Below are 18,179 nucleotides of genomic sequence, written 5' to 3'. Positions count from 1 at the left end.
GCCATGTTGACCATCAAGGATCTCAACGTCGCCTTCCGCACCCGTCGCGGCATCGTCGACGCCGTCAAGGGCATCGACCTCGACGTCGGCTCGGGCGAAACGCTCGGCATCGTCGGCGAATCGGGGTCGGGCAAATCCGTCACCTCCTACGCGCTGATGCGCATCCTCGACGGCGGCGGCACCATCAAGGCCGCCGACATGACCTACCAGGGCGTCGACCTCGCCAAGGCGAGCGAGCGGCAGATGGCCGACATCCGCGGCCGCGAGATCTCGATGATCTTCCAGAACCCGCGGGCGGCGCTGAACCCGATCCGCAAGGTCGGCCACCAGATCGAGGACGTGCTGCGCCGCCACAATCGGGCCACCCGCTCGGACGCCAAGGCGAAGGCGATCGAGGCGATGGAGGCGGTGAAGATCAAGAACGCCGCCCAGCGCTACGAAGCCTACCCCTTCGAGCTGTCGGGCGGGATGTGCCAGCGCATCGTCATCGCCATCGCGCTCGCCTGCGACCCGCGGCTTCTCATCGCCGACGAGCCCACCACCGGGCTCGACATCACCACCCAGAAGGCGGTGATGGACCTCGTCGCCGAGCTGATCCGCGAGCGCAACATGAGCGCGGTCGTCATCACCCACGACCTCGGCCTCGCGGCGCAATATTGTGACCGGATCGCGGTGATGAAGGACGGCGTCGTCGTCGAGACCGGAAGCGCGGCGGAGGTTTTCTCCGCGCCCAAGCACGCCTACACGCAGCGCCTCGTCGACGCGACGCCGCGCCGGGGCGCCACCATCCGCAGCCTGCTGCCGGCCGAGGCGCGCACGCCGGAGCTGCCGCACACCCACGGCGACACGCCGCTCCTCGAGGTGAAGAACCTCGTCAAGACGTTCGACGGCAAGTCCGGCCCGGTGCACGCGGTGAAGGGCGTCTCCTTCACGGTGCGCGAGGGGGAGACGGTGGGCCTCGTCGGCGAATCCGGCTGCGGCAAGTCGACCACCTCGTCGATGGTGGTGCGGCTGCTCGACCCGACGTCCGGCCAGATCCTGTTCGCCGGCGAGGATCTGGCACAGGCGCCCGCCAAGTCCTTCGCCGAGGACCCGCGCCGGGCCAAGATCCAGATGGTCTTCCAGGACGCGACCGACAGCCTCAACCCGCGCCACAGCGCCGCCCGCGCCATCGAGGAGCCGCTGCGGCGGATGTCCGACCTCGGCCGCAAGGCGCGGGGCGAGCGGGTGCGCGACCTCGCCCACCTGGTGGGCCTGCCGGGCCACCTCCTCGACCGTTTCCCGCACCAGTTGTCGGGCGGTCAGAAGGCGCGGGTCGGCATCGCCCGCGCCATCGCGGTCGACCCGCGCTTCCTCATCCTCGACGAGCCGACCGCCGCGCTGGACGTGTCCATCCAGGCGGTCGTCCTCAACCTCCTCGCCGACCTACGAGCCCGCCTCAACATGAGCTACCTCTTCGTCAGCCACGACCTCAACGTCGTGCGCCTCCTGTGCGACCACGTCGTCGTCATGCGTGACGGCAGCGTGGTGGAAGCCGGCCCCATCGCCAAGGTGATGGACGCGCCGAGCGACCCCTACACCGCGTCGCTGATCGACGCCGCGCCGCAGCCGCCGGTGCGCGACCTGGCGGCCTGAGCGATGCTGAGCACCACGCCTTTCACCATCGCCGACATCGCCGCCGCCTACGACGCCGGCGCCACCCCTGCCGACGTCGTCGCCGAGGTCTACCGCCGGATCGACGCGGTGGGCGACCCCGGCATCTTCATCCACCTGGCGCCCGAGGCCGAGGTGCGCGCCGCCGCCGAGGCGCTGGGACCGCGCGACGACCGCCCGCTGTGGGGCATCCCCTTCGCCGTGAAGGACAATATCGACGTCGCCGGCATGCCGACCACCTCCGCCTGCCCGGCGGTGGCGCGAGTGGCCGAGGCCGACGCCTTCGTGGTCGCCCGCTTGAAGGCGGCCGGGGCGCTCGTCGTCGGCAAGACCAACCTCGACCAGTTCGCGACCGGTCTCGTCGGCGTGCGTTCGCCCTACAAGCCGCCCAAGAACGCCGTCGACCCGGCGATCGTGCCGGGCGGCTCGTCGTCGGGCTCGGCGGTGGTCGTCGGCCACGGCATCGTGCCGTTCTCGCTGGGGACCGATACGGCGGGCTCGGGGCGCGTGCCGGCCGCGCTCAACAACATCGTCGGCCTCAAGCCGTCGCTGGGCGCCCTCTCGGCGACGGGCGTGATGCCGGCCTGCCGGACGATCGACACGATCTCGATCTTCGCCCTCACGGTCGCCGAGGCGCACGCGGTCTTCCGCCTCGCCACGGCCTATGACCCGGCCGACGCGTGGTCCCGCCGTGTCGCCGCGCCGCCGGCGAGCGCGCCGCCGCGGCCGCGGATCGCGGTCCCGGATGCCGCCAGCATCGAGTTCTTCGGCGACGAGGTGCAGCGGGCGAGCTTCGCGGCCGCCGTGGCCGCGCTCGCCGAAGCGGGGGCCGAGATCCGCGAGATCGACCTGACGCCGTTCACCAAGGTCGCCGAGATGCTCTACTTCGGCGCCTTCGTCGCCGAGCGTCACACGGTGATCGAGGCGCTCCTCGCCGACGACCCCGAGGCCGTCCACCCGGTGACGCGCGCGGTGGTGGAGAAGGCCGTGGGCTTCACCGCGACGGACGCCTTCCGCGATATCTACCGCCTCGCCGAGCTGCGGCGGGAGGTGGAGCCGGTGATCGCCTCGGTCGACCTCGTCGCGGTGCCGACGATCCCGACCTTCTACTCGGTCGCCGACCTGGAAGCCGACCCGATCGGCCCCAACTCGCGCCTCGGCACCTACACCAACTTCGTCAACCTCCTCGACATGTGCGGCCTCGCGGTGCCGACGACGCCGCGCAGCGACGGGCGGCCCGGCAGCCTCACCCTGCTCGCCGCGCACGGGCGCGACGGGCTTTTGGCCGCCGTCGCCATGGGTGTGGAGCGGCGCGGCGCCCGCACGCTGGGCGCGACCGGAGCCCCCGTGCCGGCGGCCGTGCCCCCCGCCGACCGCGCCGCGGCGGGCGAAATCGAACTTGCGGTGTGTGGGGCGCATATGTCCGGCATGGCGCTCAACGGGGAGCTGACGTCGCGCGGCGGGCGGTACCTGCGCACCGTCGACACCGTGCCGCAATACGGGCTCTACGCACTGCCGGGCGGCCCGCCGTTCCGTCCGGGACTGGTGCGCGTCGGCGACGCGGGGGCCGCCGTCACCGTCGAGGTGTGGGCGCTGCCGCTCGCCGAGGTCGGCGGGTTCCTGGCCGGTATTCCGGCCCCGCTCGGCCTCGGCACGACACTCCTTGCCGACGGCACCGCCCCCAAGGGGTTCGTCTGCGAGCAGATCGCCACGCGCGACGCGCAGGACGTCACCGCCTACGGGAGCTGGCGCGACTTCACCGCCGCCCGCCTCGCCAGCTGACCGGCGCGCGGGCCCCTCAGGCCACGGCCCTCGACCGTGGCGGCGTCGTCCGGTCGAGGAGCGCGCCGACCTCCGAGAGCGAGATCGGCTCGCTGAAGAGGAAGCCCTGCACCTCGCCGTAGCCGTCGTTCTGGGCGCGCACGAGCTGGTCCTCGGTCTCGATCCCTTCGGCCACCGTCGCGATGCCCAGCGTGTTGGCGAGCGCGGCGACGGCGCGCACGATGGCGGCCGACTCGGTCGACTCGAAGTCGCGCATGAACGAGCGGTCGATCTTGATCTTGTCGAACGGGAACATCCGCAGGTAGCCCAGGCTCGAATAGCCGGTGCCGAACCCGTCCATCGCCACACGCACGTCGAGCTCACGCAAGCGCTGCAACGTGCTGATGGTGGCGCCCGCGTCGCTCAGCAGGATTGCCTCGGAGATGTCGAGTTCCAGCCGGTGGGGGGCTATGTCGGAATCGGCCAGGACCTCGCGCACATCGTCGACGAGCTGCTCCGACTTGAACTGCGTGGGCGACAGGTTGACCGCGACCGTCACGTCGTCCGGCCATGCCCGCGCGGCGCGGCACGCCTCGGCGAGCACCCATCGGCCGAGCGGCTGGATCACGCCGATATCCTCGGCGGTGCGGATGAAGTCGATCGCCGAGATCAGCCCCCGGTCGGGATGATGCCAGCGCAGGAGCGCCTCGAAGCCGCCCACCTCGCCGGTCTCGGCGCGCACCAACGGCTGATAGAAGACCTCGAACTGCCCGGCGGGCAGGGCCTGGCGCAGCTCCATCTCGAGCCGCCGCCGCGCCTGCATGTTCTCGTTCATCGACGGCTCGAAGAAGGCGTAGGTGCCCCGGCCCAGGTCCTTCGCGCGGTAGAGGGCGAGGTCGGCGTGGCGCAGCAGCTCGTCCGGATCGGTGCCGTCCTGCGGCGCGACGGCGATGCCCACGCTGGCGCCGATGACGATCTTGTGCCCCTCCAGCTCGTAGGGGCGGCTCACCTCGGCGATCAGCCGCTCGGACAGAGCCGCCGCGTCGCCCGGCCCGTCGACGTCGACCTGGACGATGGCGAACTCGTCGCCGCCCAGCCGCGCCAGCGTGTCCACCGGGCGCACACACGCGCGCACGCGCACCGCGACCTGCTGCAACAGCGCATCGCCGATGGGGTGTCCCAGCGTGTCGTTGACGCGCTTGAAGAGGTCGAGATCGAAGGTCAGCACCGCCAGCTCGTGGCCCCGCACGACGCGCGACAGCGCCTTCACCAGCTGCTCGCGGAAGGAGGCGCGGTTGGGCAGCTCGGTCAATGTGTCGTGCAGCGCCAGGAAGGCGATCCGCGCGTCGATCTCGCGGCGCTCGGTGATGTCCTCGTGCATCGACACCCAGCCGCCGTCGGGCGTCGGGTTCTGGGAGATGGCGATGGTCCGCCCGTCCGGGAGGTCGATGGTATAGTTGGTGAGTTCGAGCGCCCGCGCGTTATGATACCGCTCCATCGTCATGTCGTCGGGCGCGACGACGCCTTGGCGGACCCCTTCCTGGATCATCTCGTTGATCGGCGTGCCGGGGACGGCGAATTCGAGATCCATGCGGTAGATCTCCGCGAGCCGATCGTTGCGGATGACCAGCCGCCGCTCCTGATCGTACATGATGAGCCCGTGCGGCATGTTGCCGATCGCCACGCGCAGGCGCTCGTAGTGCGCCTGAATTTCGGCCTGAGACTGGTCAAGCAGGCGCTGCCGGGCGAATATCAGCTCTCCCATCATCGCGTTGAACGCACGGGCCAGTTCGCCGATCTCGTCGAGCCGGCCGATGATCCTGATGTCCGACAGCGGCGTCAGCTCGGCGTTGTGGCTGATCCGCACGGCGTGGTCGGTCAACCGGTCGATCGGCGAGATGATGCGGTTCGAGACGACGATGCCGAAGATGACCGCGAGCACGAAGTAGATGACGAGCGCGGCCGCCACGCTGGCGAGCACGCGGTCGACGACGCTTCGGGTATTGTGCCGGGCGCTGTAATTGCGGGTCAGCACCGCGCGCTGCACCTGGTCGAGCACCTCGCGGTAGTCGTGGTCGATTTTGAGCACCGCGGCGCGGGCGACCTCGAGCCGCGCCCGTGCCGCGCGCCATCGTCGCACCTCCGAGATCAGCCCGAACCGACCCAGCGCCAGGGTCCCGATTGCGGCGAGGTCCCGCTCCAGGTCGGCGAGGTGGGTGTGCTCCGGGCCGGCCTCGGTCCCGGCGGAGATGCGGGCCACCGCCCGGCGCGCCGCGTGCAGCGCGGTCCGCAGCGCACGTTCCTGCTCGGACAGGTCGAATGCGTCGTCGCCGGTGGCGTAGATCGCGTTGTTGATGGTGAGGAAGCGGCTGATGATGTCCTGGGTGTGGGAGACGACGTCGAACCGCTCCTGGGTGAGGCGTGCCAGCTGTTTCGCGACGCTCTCCAACCCGGCCGCCTCGTCGACCCGCTCGACATCGCCTCGCGCGTCGAGCACGTCGGTGTTCACCTCGGCGTCGCGCCGGATGCGGCTGGCGGTGGCGTTGGCGCGCTCAAGGAGTTCCAACAGGCGCAGCCGCAGGCGTTGCAGCCCGGCGGACGCCTCAGCCTCGCGTTGCCCGTCGCGGACCAATGTCTCCAGCGCGGCCGTGAAGCGGTGCTCCTTGGCCTCGGTCCGGTCGAGGCTCAGCTGCGCGTCGGCCTCGGTCAGGAGGTGGCGGATCTCGGTGATGCGCCGATGCACGTCGGCATGCAGCTCGTCGATCCGGTCGATGGCGGACTCGTAGGGCATGTCCGGGTCGCCCGCGCGCGCGGCGGTGGCCTTGAGCTGGTGGGTGACCTCCACCAGCGTCAACGTCTCGTTCATCATCGAGGCCGTCACCTCGGAGAAGTCCGACACCATGCCACCGATCCGGTTGACGCCGAAATAGCCGACCACACCCACGGCGAACGTCCCGAGCGCCAGGACCAGGAAGGCGGCCGTCAGCTTTTGCTGCAAGGTGTGGGGCGTCATGGTCGTGGCTACGGCTCATGTCGGGGCGGATCGGGCGCGGGTGGTCCTAACGACGGCCGTGGGCGCGCCGGGCCGCGAGGGCCAGTCGATGTTCGGTGCGCCGCGCCAGGACGAGGGCCTCGGCCCTGCGCCGCACGGCGCGGCTCGTGAGGTGAGCGCACAGCGCCACGCCGACGAGGCCGTAGACGACCGCAATCGCCAGCGAAGCTGAGTTCGAGTCGACCACGGCGACGCCCGCGGGAAGGACGAGAACCACGGTCAAAGCCAGGCATTGGCCAATCGACGACGGAAGCATGCGACCTCGCAGTCAGTGGGCACAGGACCCGGAGGGTATCCCCGACAACTGGGCTCAAGCTGCCACCGTCCGGCGCGGCCGGCGCCGCGATTCCGGAAATTCGGCATAGCGGTGCACACGGCCTGCACCCGCGCAGACATTTTGCTATAGGAGGCGTTCGGCGCCGCCGCGCCGCGGGGGTGTAGCTTAACGGTTAAAGCCACCGGCTCATAACCGGCCAGATGGGGGTTCGAATCCCTCCGCCCCTACCACCCAGCCCGCCCTTCCAGAGCCTCGATCGTCATCGCCCGATCAGAGAATCGTGGACCCGCCGGCCGCCGAGGCCGCCCCCGGCGGCGCATCGCTGGAAACGCGGATCCCATCTCACGTATGATCTATGTTGCAGGTGCGCGCCGCGCGTACCGACCGCGACATATCGATGAGCGGGAGAGCCGGGGGGAATGCTCGATCGAGCACTGCGGCCCGGCGGCTCTCCAAGAACAGGGTAGTTCGTTGGATATCAATTCAGACGCCGGCGTGCCTCGCCTCAAGGTCCAGTCCTGGAGATCCTTCTGGCTGGTGTTCCCGGTCCTCGCGGCGGCGATCGTCGTGGCGTCCTGGTTCGTCGCGCAGTGGCGGCTCGAACGCGCCCTCGACGTCATGATGATGGACGAGCGGTCCGCCGTCCAAAACTATGTCGACCTCGTGTCGGACAATCTCGGCCAGGTGTCGATCGACGTCTGTGCGTTCTCCGAGCAGAACGAGCTTCACCAATACCTCGAGAACTTCGACCGGACCTTCCTCGACCGCGGCTCGCGCGAGTTCGAGACCCGCATGCGCCTGAGCCGGGCCTATGACCACATCCGCTTCATCGACGGGGACGGCACCGAGCGTGTGCGCGTCAATTTCGTCGACGGTCGCCCCATGCCGGTGGCGGAGGAGGATCTTCAGGTCAAGAATCGGCGATACTATTTCGACGACCTGGCCCTCACCGAGCGAGGGCACATTTATATTTCGCCCATCGACCTGAATATCGAGAATGGCAACATCGAGGTGCCGCACAAGCCGGTGATGCGCTTCGGCACACCGGTCTTCGACGACGCCGGCGAACAACGCGGGTTCTTCATCGTCAACGTCCTGGCCAAGCCCATGCTGGACGCGATCATCGCGCAGGGCGACCTGCACGACGGCAACCCGATGCTGCTCAACGAAGACGGATACTGGCTCGTCGACCCGACGATGCCCGCCAGCTGGGGGTTCCTCTATCCCGCCTTCGTGGACGAGCGGATGCCGGTCGTCTACCCGCAGGAATGGGCGCGGATGCAGGAGGCGCCGGCCGGCAGCTTCCGCACCGAGGAAGGGCTCTTCACCTACGTCACCTATCACCCGCTCGACGAGGTCAGGCAGTGCGCGACCGACGACACCGCCGTGTCCGCCGGGCCGGAGACCTACTACTGGGTCCTCGCCTCGCACGTCCCGGCCGACGTGCTCGGCGACGCCGCCTGGCGCATCCGCCGGCAGGTCGTCATCGCGGCCCTTCTCGCCGCCGCGCTGGCGGGGATGACGACCCGATGGGCCACGGTCACGATGGCCAAGCGCCGCCACCACCGCCGTCTGCTCGAACAGCGCGCGGTCATCGACGTGCTCACCGGCCTCGCCAATCGCGCCGCGTTCGAGGACAGGCTGCACCAGGAGGTGGCGCGGGCCGATCGCCAGCAGACCAAGTTCGCCGTCATCATGGCCGACCTCGACGGCTTCAAGGCGGTCAACGACACCCTGGGCCACCGGGCCGGCGACCGCGTCCTGCGGCGCGTCGCGGAGGTCCTCGAGGGCGAGTGCCGCAGCACCGACGTCGCCGCGCGCCTCGGCGGCGACGAGTTCGCGGTCGTGTTGTCCGGCATCGCCGACACGCGCGGCGCGGAGCGGGTCGCGGCCTCGGCGCTGGAGCGCATCCAGCGCATCCAGGAGGGGACCCTGCGGATCGGCGCCAGCTTCGGGATCGCGATCTATCCGGACGATGCGGCCGACGGGCAGGAGATCGTGTCGCTGGCCGATCGCGCCATGTACGCGGCGAAGAACAGCGGCAAGAACTGCGTCAGGACCGCGTCGGAGGTCCCGTCCGACGCGTGACGCCGGCCCGCCTCAGAGCGGGTCGTGGCGCATCAGGTCGTGCCTGGCCGCCGCGAACCGGGCTTCGATCGCGTCGCGCTGGACGTGCCGCCCGCCCTCGACCCGCCGGACGCCGCCGCACCAGACGGTGTCGACGCCGATGCCGCCGGCGAAGACGAAGTGGTCCAGCGCCTTGTCCGCCGGCAACCAGGGCACGGACGCCATGTCCAGCGCGGCGAGGTCTGCCGGCGCGCCGGGGGCGATGCCGGCCATGCCGCCGATGGCCGCGGCGCCGCCGCACGACGCTTCGTGCAACAGGCGCTGCCCGGTCGATCCGCCGGGGTGGGCGATCACGTTGCGCGCGCGCTGCGACAGGCGCTGCGAATATTCGAGCGTCCGAAGCTCGCGCCGCAACGAGATGTCGACGTTGGAGTCGGAGCCGATCGCGATACGGCCGCCGGCCTCGAGGAAGGCGCCGGCGGGGAAAATGCCGTCACCGAGGTTGGACTCGGTGATCGGGCACAGACCGGCGACGACCCCGCGCGCCGCGATTCCACGCACCTCGTCCGCGTCGATGTGCGTGGCGTGGATGAAGCACCAGCGCCCGTCCGCGGGGGTATTGTCGAGCAGCCATTGGACCGGTGGCGCCCCCGTCTGCGCCAGGCACCTCTCGACCTCCGCCACCTGCTCGGCGGCATGGATATGGACCGGGCCGGCACTGAGCGCGACCACCGCCGCCAGCTCGTCCGCCGTCACCGCGCGCAGGCTGTGCGGGGCGACGCCGCAGACGCCCCCCGGCAACTCCGCCACGATCGCCTCGCACCGCGCGACCAGCGACGCGAACCCGTCGACGTCGTGGATGTAGCGGCGCTGGCCGGCGAGGGGCGGCGCGCCGCCGAAGTCGGCATGGGCGTAGAATACCGGCAGCAGCGTCAGGCCGATCCCGACCGTCCGGCTGGCTTCGGCGATCCGCAGCGCCATTTCGGCCGGATCGGCGTAAGGGACGCCGCTCGGGTCGTGGTGGAGGTAGTGGAACTCGCCGACGCGGCCGAACCCGGCCTCCAGCATCTCCATGTAGAGCTGCGCGGCCACGGCCTCGACGTGCTCGGGGCTCATGTTGAGACCGATGCGGTACATCTCGCGCCGCCAGCTCCAGAAGTTGTCGGCACTGGGGCCGCGTAGCTCGGTCAGGCCGGCCATGGCCCGCTGAAAGGCGTGGCTGTGAACGTTGCCGACCGCCGGGAGCACCATCTCGTGGCGCTCGTCGCCGGGGAGCGGCGCCGCCCCGGTTTCGACCGTCGCGATCGTGCCCGCGGACAGCGTCAGCCGCACATTGCAGGCCAGTCCGGACGGCAGAAGCGCGTGCCGGGCGTGGATGACGGCCATTTGGTCTCCCCTTCGCGAAACGGGACGAAACGGGCAGCATGACGCTTGCTCGATCTGCCAATAAGTATATACATAACCTCAAAACGCGAGGCAACCTGCATGGCACAAGGCGATCGGATCTGGCGCAACGCGCGCCTCGCCACTCTCGACCCGGACCGTGACGGCCTCGGCGAGGTCGCGGACGGGGCGATCGCGGTGCGGGGCGGCAGGATCCGCTATGCCGGCGCCGCGGCGGACCTGCCGCCGGATCTCGCGGCCGATGCGCGGGAGGTGGACTGCGCCGGCCGCCTGGCGACGCCCGGCTTCATCGACTGCCACACCCATCTGGTCCACGCCGGCCACCGTGCGCGCGAGTTCCAGATGCGTCTGGCGGGCGCCTCCTACGAGGAGATCGCGCGGGCGGGCGGCGGCATCGTCTCCACCGTCACCGACGTGCGGGCCGCCGGCGAGGACCAGCTCGTCGCCGAGAGCCTCCCCCGCCTCGCGGCGCTGAAGGCCGAGGGCGTGACCACCGTGGAGGTGAAGTCGGGCTATGGCCTCACTGTGGCGGACGAGCTGAAGATGCTGCGTGCGGCGCGGCGGCTCGGCGACGAAGGCGTCACCGTCGTCACATCCTACCTCGGCGCCCACGCGGTGCCGGCGGACTATCGCGGCCGCGCCGGCGCCTTCGTCGACGATGTGGTGATCCCGGGCCTCGAGGCCGCCCACGCCGAGGGGCTCGCCGACGCCGTCGACGGGTTCTGCGAGGGGATCGCCTTTTCGCCGGGCGAGATCGCCCGCGTGTTCGACGCCGCGGCGCGCCTGGGCCTCCCCGTCAAACTGCACGCCGACCAGCTCTCCGACCTGGAGGGCGGTGCGCTGGCGGCCCGCTACGGTGCCCTGTCGGCGGATCACCTCGAATATCTGAACGCCGCGGGCGCCGCCGCGATGGCGCAGGCCGGCACCGTCGCCGTCCTGCTGCCGGGCGCCTTCTACGTCCTGCGCGAGACGCGCAAGCCTCCGGTCGCGACCCTGCGCGAGGCCGGCACAGCCATCGCCATCGCCACCGACAACAACCCCGGCTCCTCGCCGCTGACCTCCCCGCTGCTCACCATGAACATGGCGGCGACCTTCTTCGGCCTGACAGTGGACGAGTGCATCGCCGGCCTCACCCGCGAGGCGGCCCGTGCGCTCGGCCTCCAAGACAGCGTCGGCACGCTGACGGCCGGAAAGGCGGCCGACTTCTGCCTCTGGGACGTGACCGAGCCCGCCGAGCTGGTCTACCGCATCGGATACAACCCGCTCGCGGCCCGCGTCGTGCGTGGCGTCGCGGACAACACCCTGGAGCCGCGCCCATGAGTCTCGTCCTGCGCCCCGGCGACGTCACCCTCCGCGACCTCGCCACCCTGTACTGGGACGGCGTGCCCGCCCGCCTGGACCCGGCCTTCGACGCCGGCATCGAGCGGGCCGCCGCGCGGATCGCCGCGATCGCCGCCGGAAACGCGCCCGTCTACGGGGTGAACACCGGGTTCGGCAAGCTCGCCTCCATCACCATCGACGCCGCGGACACCGCCACGCTGCAGCGCAATCTCATTCTCTCCCACTGCTGCGGCGTCGGCGCGCCGCTGGGCGAGGACGTCGTGCGGCTCGTCATGGCGCTGAAGCTCATCTCGCTCGGCCGTGGCGCGTCGGGCGTGCGGCTGGAACTCGTCCGCCTCGTCGAGGCCATGCTGGCGCGCGGCGTGATCCCCGTCATCCCGGAGAAGGGCTCGGTCGGCGCGTCGGGCGATCTGGCACCTCTCGCCCACCTCGCGGCCGTGATGATGGGCGAGGGCGAGGCGGTGGTGAACGCCGAGCGCCTCCCCGGCCGCGTGGCGCTGGAGCGCGCCGGCCTCGAACCGGTGGTCCTCGCCGCCAAGGAGGGCCTCGCCCTGATCAACGGCACGCAGGTCTCCACCGCGCTGGCGCTGGCAGGGCTGTTGCGCGCCCACCGCGCGGCACAGGCCGCCCTCGTCACCGGCGCGATGTCGACCGATGCGGCGATGGGCTCCTCCGCCCCCTTCGTCGCCGAGATCCACACCCTGCGCGGCCATCAGGGGCAGATCGACACCGCCGCCGCGTTGCGGGCCCTGCTCGCCGGCTCCGCCATCCGCGAAAGCCACATCGAGGGAGACGAGCGCGTGCAGGATCCCTACTGCATCCGCTGCCAGCCCCAGGTGGACGGAGCCTGCCTCGACCTCCTGCGCAACGCGGCGCGCACCCTCGTCGTCGAGGCGAATGCCGTGACCGACAACCCGCTCGTCCTGTCCGACGACAGCGTCGTCTCGGGCGGCAACTTCCACGCCGAGCCGGTCGCCTTCGCGGCCGACCAGATCGCCCTGGCGGTCTGCGAGATCGGCGCCATCGCGCAGCGGCGCATCGCGCTGCTGGTCGACCCGGCCCTCTCCTACGGGCTGCCGGCCTTCCTGGCCAAGGCGCCGGGGCTGAACTCCGGCCTGATGATCGCCGAGGTCACGTCGGCGGCGCTGATGAGCGAGAACAAGCAGATGGCGCACCCGGCCTCGGTGGATTCCACGCCGACGTCGGCCAACCAGGAGGACCACGTATCCATGGCCTGCCACGGCGCGCGGCGGTTGTTGGCGATGACGGCGAACCTCTTCGCCATCATCGGGATCGAGGCCGTCACCGCGGCGCAGGGGGTCGAGTTCCGCGCCCCGCTCGCCACCAGCCCGGAGCTGACCAAGGCGATCGCAGTGCTGCGCGCCAGCGTTCCCACGCTCGACGTCGACCGCTACCTGGCCCCGGACCTCGAGGCCGCCGGCGCGCTCGTCGCCGACGGGCGCCTCGTGGCTAGCGTCGGCGCCGAGTGCCGTGTCACGCTGGACGGCGCGTGACCACGGCCGCGAGCCGCGTGGCGCCGCCCCGCTCCGGATGCGGCGGCGCGCCGGCCGGGGCCGGGCGACGACGCGCCCCTGTGACATTCATCCCGGAGCGGCCGGCGCTGCTCGCTCCCACCACGACGACGGCGACAGACACCATGACAGCGAGAGACAGGGCCGATGGCTGACCCCCGCCACAACACACGCGACGTCACCGCCCCCCGCGGCACGACCCTCAACGCCAAGAGCTGGCTGACCGAGGCGCCGCTGCGGATGCTCATGAACAACCTCGACGCGGAGGTCGCCGAGCGACCGCACGAGCTGGTCGTCTACGGCGGCATCGGCCGGGCCGCCCGCACCTGGGACGACTTCGACCGCATCGTCGCCAGCCTGAAGACGCTGGAGGACGACGAAACGTTGCTGGTGCAGTCCGGCAAGCCGGTCGGCGTGTTCAGGACCCATGCCGACGCGCCGCGCGTCCTCATCGCCAACTCCAACCTGGTGCCGCATTGGGCGACGTGGGAGCACTTCAACGAACTCGATCGGCGCGGCCTCGCCATGTACGGGCAGATGACCGCCGGCTCGTGGATCTACATCGGCACCCAGGGCATCGTGCAGGGCACCTACGAGACCTTCGTGGAGGCCGGGCGGCAGCATTATGACGGCGACCTCACCGGCCGCTGGATCCTGACCGGCGGGCTCGGCGGCATGGGCGGCGCGCAACCGCTGGCGGCGGTGATGGCCGGAGCCTGCTGCCTCGCCGTCGAGTGCGACGAGACCCGCGTCGATTTCCGCCTGCGCACCCGCTACCTCGACGCCAAGGCACACACGCTGGACGAGGCGCTGGAGATGATCGCCGCCTGGACCGCGGCCGGCGAAGCGAAGTCCGTCGGCCTCATCGGCAACGCCGCCGAGATCTTCCCCGCGCTCGTCGCCCGCGGCGTCGAGCCGGACATCGTCACCGACCAGACGTCGGCCCACGACCCCATCCACGGCTACCTGCCGGCCGGCTGGACGGTCGGCGAGTGGCGCGCCCGTCAGGAGACGGACCCCAAGGCGGTCGAGGCCGCGGCCCGCGCGTCGATGAAGGTGCACGTCAAAGCGATGGTGGACTTCTGGAACGCCGGCGTGCCGACGCTGGACTACGGCAACAACATCCGCCAGGTCGCCAAGGAGGAAGGGCTCGACAACGCCTTCGCCTTCCCCGGCTTCGTGCCGGCCTACATCCGCCCCCTATTCTGCCGTGGCGTCGGGCCGTTCCGCTGGGCCGCGCTGTCGGGCGACCCGGAGGACATCTACAAGACCGACGCCAAGGTGAAGGAGCTGCTGCCGCACGACGAGCACCTTCACAACTGGCTCGACATGGCGCGCGAGCGCATCGCCTTCCAGGGGCTGCCGGCGCGCATCTGTTGGGTCGGGCTCGGCGAGCGCCACCGTCTCGGCCTGGCCTTCAACGAGATGGTGCGCACGGGCGAGCTGAAGGCGCCCATCGTGATCGGCCGCGACCACCTCGATTCGGGCTCCGTCGCCTCCCCCAACCGCGAGACGGAGGCGATGAAGGACGGCTCGGACGCGGTGAGCGACTGGCCGCTGCTGAACGCCCTCCTCAACACCGCGTCCGGCGCGACGTGGGTGTCGCTGCACCACGGCGGCGGCGTGGGCATGGGCTTCTCGCAGCACTCCGGCATGGTGATCTGCTGCGACGGCACCGCGGACGCCGACCGCCGCCTCGCCCGCGTCCTGTGGAACGACCCGGCGACGGGCGTCATGCGCCACGCCGACGCCGGATACCAGATCGCCATCGACTGCGCGCGCGAGAAGGGCCTCAAGCTGCCCGCGATCCTGGGCGAATGAGGCGGCGTGTGCGGGCGTGACCCCTGCCTGACGTGAGCTGTGCGCGACCCGGCCGCCCCGGAGTGGGGCCGCCGGTCGCCGCGGGGCGAGCGCGGCCGGTGCTCGGTCAGGCCCTGCGGTACGCCTCCCAGCCGGGGTTCACCACGTCGCGGAACTCGCCGTGCAGCAGGCCGGCGCGCAGCGTCTCGACCGAGAAGGTGCGCATGTCCCGGTAGCTGGCGGCGGAGAAGTAGGCCGCATCCGGCGTCACGGCGAGGCGGCCGTCGAGCCACGGCTCGCGGTTCTGCCACGCCGTCAGCAGCGGGTGGCCGCCGGTGGGCGGCTCCTCCGGAAGCACGTCGAGCCCCGCCGCCGCGAGGTGGCCGGACCGCAGCGCCCCCTCCAGCGCATCGAGGTCGACGAGCGGGCCGCGGGCGATGTTGACGAGGGTCGCCCCCGGCTTCATCGCCGCGAAGCGGGCGGCGTTCATGAGCCCGCGCGTCGCCTCGGTCAGCGGCGCATGCAGGCTGACCACGTCCGCCTCCGCCAGCAGCGAGTCGAGGTCTCGTGCACGCCGGAGGCCGGCGCCCAGCTCGTGCCCGGACGGCAGCGCCGGATCGAAGTAGACGACGTCCATGTCGAACCCGCGGGCCCGGCGCGCCATGGCACTGCCGATACGCCCCAGCCCGACGCAACCGAAAACCGCCCCCCGCAAGCGCCGCACCGTCGGCACCCCGGTGGAGACGGACCCGTTCACCAGGTCGGCCCGCAATCGCGTCTGATACGGCTCGATGCCGCGCGCCAGCGACAGGAGCAGCGCCATGCCGTGGTCCGCCACCTCGGTTGTGCCGTAGTTGGGCACGTTGGCCACCGGGATGCCGCACGCGCGGGCCGCGTCGATATCGATATTGTCGGTCCCGACGCCGACGCGCACGATGAAGCGGCACCGCTCCAGCTTGGCGATCACCTCCGCCGTCAGCTGCATCGACTTCCACTTGAGGACGGCGTCGCAGCCGCGCCACGCCTCGTCCGGGATGCCGGCCGGGTCGGTCTCGTTGAAGTGGCGGAAAGCGAGCGCACCGGCGGCGGCCGCACGCTCCAGGTCGAGGTCGGCGGGCGTGGCGTCCGGCGCCAGGACGATCGGGGTCACGGCGCGGGCGTCCTAGAAGTCGTTGCGGGCATGGTAGGTCTTCAGGAACTGCCGCACCCGCGGCTCCGTGCTGTCCTTCAACACCGCCTGCGGGGTGCCGCACTGGACGATGCGCCCCCCGTCGAGGAAGGCCACCCGGTCGGCCGCGTTGGCGGCGAAGCCCATCTCGTGGGTGACGACCACCATCGTCATGCCCTCGCGCGCCAGGTCGCGCATGACTTCGAGCACCTCGCCGACCAGCTCGGGGTCGAGCGCGGAGGTCGGCTCGTCGAACAGCATCAGCTCGGGATCCATCGACAGCGCGCGAGCGATCGCCACGCGCTGCTGCTGGCCGCCGGACAGGTTGCTCGGAAAGGCGGCGGCCCGCTCGGCGAGGCCGACGCGGGCGAGCAGCGCCCCCGCCTTCTCCATCGCCGCCGCCTTCGCCACGCCTTTGACGCGGATGAGCGGCTCGGCGACGTTCTCGGTCGCGGTCATGTGCGGCCACAGGTTGAACTGCTGGAACACCATTCCGATGTTGCGCCGCTCGCCCCGCAGCTGGCGCGCGGACATCGGCTTGCGCCGCCCGCCGCGGTCGACATAGCCGATGGTCCGGCCGTTGATCTTCACCGTGCCGCGATTGTACGGCTCGAGGAAGTTGATGCAGCGCAGCAGCGTGCTCTTGCCCGAGCCGCTCGGGCCGATCAGGCACACCACCTCCGAACGGTTCACCGTGAGATCGATGTCCCGCAGAACCTCGGTCTGCCCGAAGCTCTTGGCCAGGCCGGAGATTTCGACGACGCAGGCGCTCATCACGCTTCCTTCAGGGTCAAGTGTCGGTTGATGCGGACCTCGACGGCGCGGCCGACGACCGAGAACAGCTCGACCAGCACCCAGTAGCCGACCGCGAGCATGAAGATGGCCTCGAATGCCGCGAACGTCTCGATCGACATCTTCTGAACCTCGAAGGTCAGCTCCGGGACGGTGATGATCGACAGGACCGCCGTCTCCTTGCACACGTTGATGATCATGTTGATCATCCCCGGCAGGGCCGCCGTGAGGGCGATCGGCAGCGTCACCCGCCGCAGGATCGCCAGCGGATGCATGCCCAGGCTGTGCGCCGCCTCGACCTGCCCCGCCGGCACGGCCGCGAAGCCGCCACGGAAGATCTCCGCGAAGTAGGCCGCGCCGTGGGCGGTGAGCACCAGGATCCCGGCCTCCATCGGCTCCAGGAACAGCCCGATGGACGGGCCGCCGCCGTAGACGAGGAGGAGCTGCACCAGGATCGGCGTGCAGCGCATGAGTTCGATATAGCCGCGGACGGTCCAGCGCAGCGGCGCGAGGCGTGAGCCGCCCGCCAGCGCCAGCCCCAACCCCAGGGCGATCCCCAGGACCGAGGAGACGATCCACGCGAAGAGGGTCAGCAGCAGCCCGTGGCCGATTGCCGGCAGGTAGGCGACGACGACGCCGGGGTCGAGGTTCATCTCAGGCGGCCCCGCGGGAGAATTTGCGCTCGATCGCGCGCCCACCGGCGGCGACGAGGAGATTGGTGACGAGGTAGAGCGCCGCGGCGGCGAGGTAGAACTCCATCGGCCGGAAGGTCGACGCCGCGAACCCCTGGGCCACGCGCGTCAGCTCCGCCAGCCCCACCACGGAGATCAGCGAGGACGCCTTCACCAGCAGGATGAACTCGCTGGTGATGGCCGGCATCGCGATGCGCACCATCTGCGGCAGCAGGATCGTTCGCCAGATCGTGACCGGCGCATAGCCGAAGGCCCGCGCCGCCTCGACCTGCCCGCCGGGGATCGCCGCCCGCGCGCCGCGCAGGATCTCGGCGATATAGGCACCGCCGACGAGCCCCAGCGCGCCGATGGCCGAGGCCGGGGCCGACAGGTCGATGCCGACGAAGGGCAGGAAATTGTAGAACAGGAGCATCTGCACCAGCAGCGGCACGCCGCGGAAGAAACTCACATAGACCCGCGCCAGCAGCGACAGGGGCAGCACCGGGCCGCCCCGCATAGCAGCGACCGCCAGGCCGATGACGCAGCCGAGCGCCGTGCCCGCCAACGACACGTAGAGCGTGACGCCGAGACCCTCCAGAAGGAACGGGATCGCGGTCTGCCAGTCTTGTGTGTTCATCGGCGCGGCACCTGTCGGTCGGTC

Annotated in this window: 13 protein-coding genes and 1 tRNA gene; 7 read left to right on the top strand and 7 right to left on the bottom strand. The window is 70.9% G+C overall.

Features of this window, described 5'->3' with window-relative positions; all coding sequences use genetic code 11:
• The first annotated feature begins 3 nt into the window (after nt 1–3).
• Entirely contained in the window at nt 4–1,635 is a 1,632-nt protein-coding gene (locus MRB58_RS14760; protein WP_244777886.1) for an ABC transporter ATP-binding protein, read from the top strand.
• Between the two features lie 3 nt (nt 1,636–1,638).
• A complete protein-coding gene (gene atzF / locus MRB58_RS14755) occupies nt 1,639–3,435 on the top strand; it encodes an allophanate hydrolase (RefSeq protein WP_244777885.1) in 1,797 nt (598 codons plus the stop codon).
• 16 nt (nt 3,436–3,451) lie between these two features.
• Here the strand turns inward: atzF and MRB58_RS14750 are convergent, their stop codons facing one another.
• Nucleotides 3,452–6,427, bottom strand: coding sequence for an EAL domain-containing protein (locus MRB58_RS14750; protein ID WP_244777884.1), 2,976 nt, complete (start codon nt 6,425–6,427; stop codon nt 3,452–3,454).
• A gap of 46 nt (nt 6,428–6,473) precedes the next feature.
• On the bottom strand, nt 6,474–6,722 hold the full coding sequence (locus MRB58_RS14745; RefSeq protein ID WP_244777883.1) for a hypothetical protein: 249 nt from the start codon (nt 6,720–6,722) through the stop codon (nt 6,474–6,476).
• Nucleotides 6,723–6,897: 175 nt separating this feature from the next.
• Between MRB58_RS14745 and MRB58_RS14740 the strand changes: the two genes are divergently transcribed.
• Both MRB58_RS14740 and MRB58_RS14735 read left to right on the top strand, forming a co-directional pair.
• Nucleotides 6,898–6,973, top strand: a tRNA-Ile gene (locus tag MRB58_RS14740).
• 241 nt (nt 6,974–7,214) lie between these two features.
• Complete coding sequence (locus MRB58_RS14735; RefSeq protein ID WP_244777882.1) at nt 7,215–8,831, top strand: sensor domain-containing diguanylate cyclase; 1,617 nt, start codon at nt 7,215–7,217, stop codon at nt 8,829–8,831.
• Between the two features lie 12 nt (nt 8,832–8,843).
• Here MRB58_RS14735 and MRB58_RS14730 read toward each other — a convergent pair whose 3' ends face one another.
• Nucleotides 8,844–10,196, bottom strand: coding sequence for a formimidoylglutamate deiminase (locus MRB58_RS14730; protein WP_244777881.1), 1,353 nt, complete (start codon nt 10,194–10,196; stop codon nt 8,844–8,846).
• Between the two features lie 99 nt (nt 10,197–10,295).
• Here MRB58_RS14730 and hutI point away from each other — a divergent pair, with 99 nt between their 5' ends.
• The 3 genes from hutI (at nt 10,296) to hutU (ending at nt 14,908) form a co-directional block, all read left to right on the top strand.
• Nucleotides 10,296–11,534: an imidazolonepropionase gene (gene hutI / locus MRB58_RS14725; RefSeq protein WP_244777880.1), complete on the top strand. Its 1,239-nt coding sequence runs from the start codon at nt 10,296–10,298 to the stop codon at nt 11,532–11,534.
• The gene (hutH, locus tag MRB58_RS14720; protein WP_244777879.1) at nt 11,531–13,069 is read left to right on the top strand and encodes a histidine ammonia-lyase; all 1,539 of its coding nucleotides are present in this window, start codon (nt 11,531–11,533) and stop codon (nt 13,067–13,069) included. The genes hutI and hutH overlap by 4 nt, the downstream gene beginning before the upstream one ends.
• 165 nt (nt 13,070–13,234) lie before the next feature.
• Complete coding sequence (gene hutU, locus MRB58_RS14715; protein WP_244777878.1) at nt 13,235–14,908, top strand: urocanate hydratase; 1,674 nt, start codon at nt 13,235–13,237, stop codon at nt 14,906–14,908.
• 106 nt (nt 14,909–15,014) lie between these two features.
• Here the strand turns inward: hutU and MRB58_RS14710 are convergent, their stop codons facing one another.
• From MRB58_RS14710 to MRB58_RS14695, 4 genes are read right to left on the bottom strand one after another with little or no spacing between them, the layout of a single operon-like run.
• Nucleotides 15,015–16,037, bottom strand: coding sequence for a C-terminal binding protein (locus tag MRB58_RS14710; protein WP_244777877.1), 1,023 nt, complete (start codon nt 16,035–16,037; stop codon nt 15,015–15,017).
• A gap of 12 nt (nt 16,038–16,049) precedes the next feature.
• Nucleotides 16,050–16,829, bottom strand: coding sequence for an amino acid ABC transporter ATP-binding protein (locus tag MRB58_RS14705; protein WP_244777876.1), 780 nt, complete (start codon nt 16,827–16,829; stop codon nt 16,050–16,052).
• Complete coding sequence (locus MRB58_RS14700; RefSeq protein ID WP_244777875.1) at nt 16,829–17,500, bottom strand: amino acid ABC transporter permease; 672 nt, start codon at nt 17,498–17,500, stop codon at nt 16,829–16,831. Before MRB58_RS14700 ends, MRB58_RS14705 begins: the two co-directional genes overlap by 1 nt.
• A gap of 1 nt (nt 17,501) precedes the next feature.
• Entirely contained in the window at nt 17,502–18,155 is a 654-nt protein-coding gene (locus MRB58_RS14695) for an amino acid ABC transporter permease (RefSeq protein WP_244777874.1), read from the bottom strand.
• Nucleotides 18,156–18,179 lie beyond the last annotated feature (24 nt).

The sequence above is a fragment of the Acuticoccus sp. I52.16.1 genome (assembly GCF_022865125.1).
Taxonomy (GTDB): Bacteria; Pseudomonadota; Alphaproteobacteria; order Rhizobiales; family Amorphaceae; genus Acuticoccus.
Note: the sequence above shows the minus strand (reverse complement) of the source record. Positions and strands in the feature narration are given on the sequence as shown.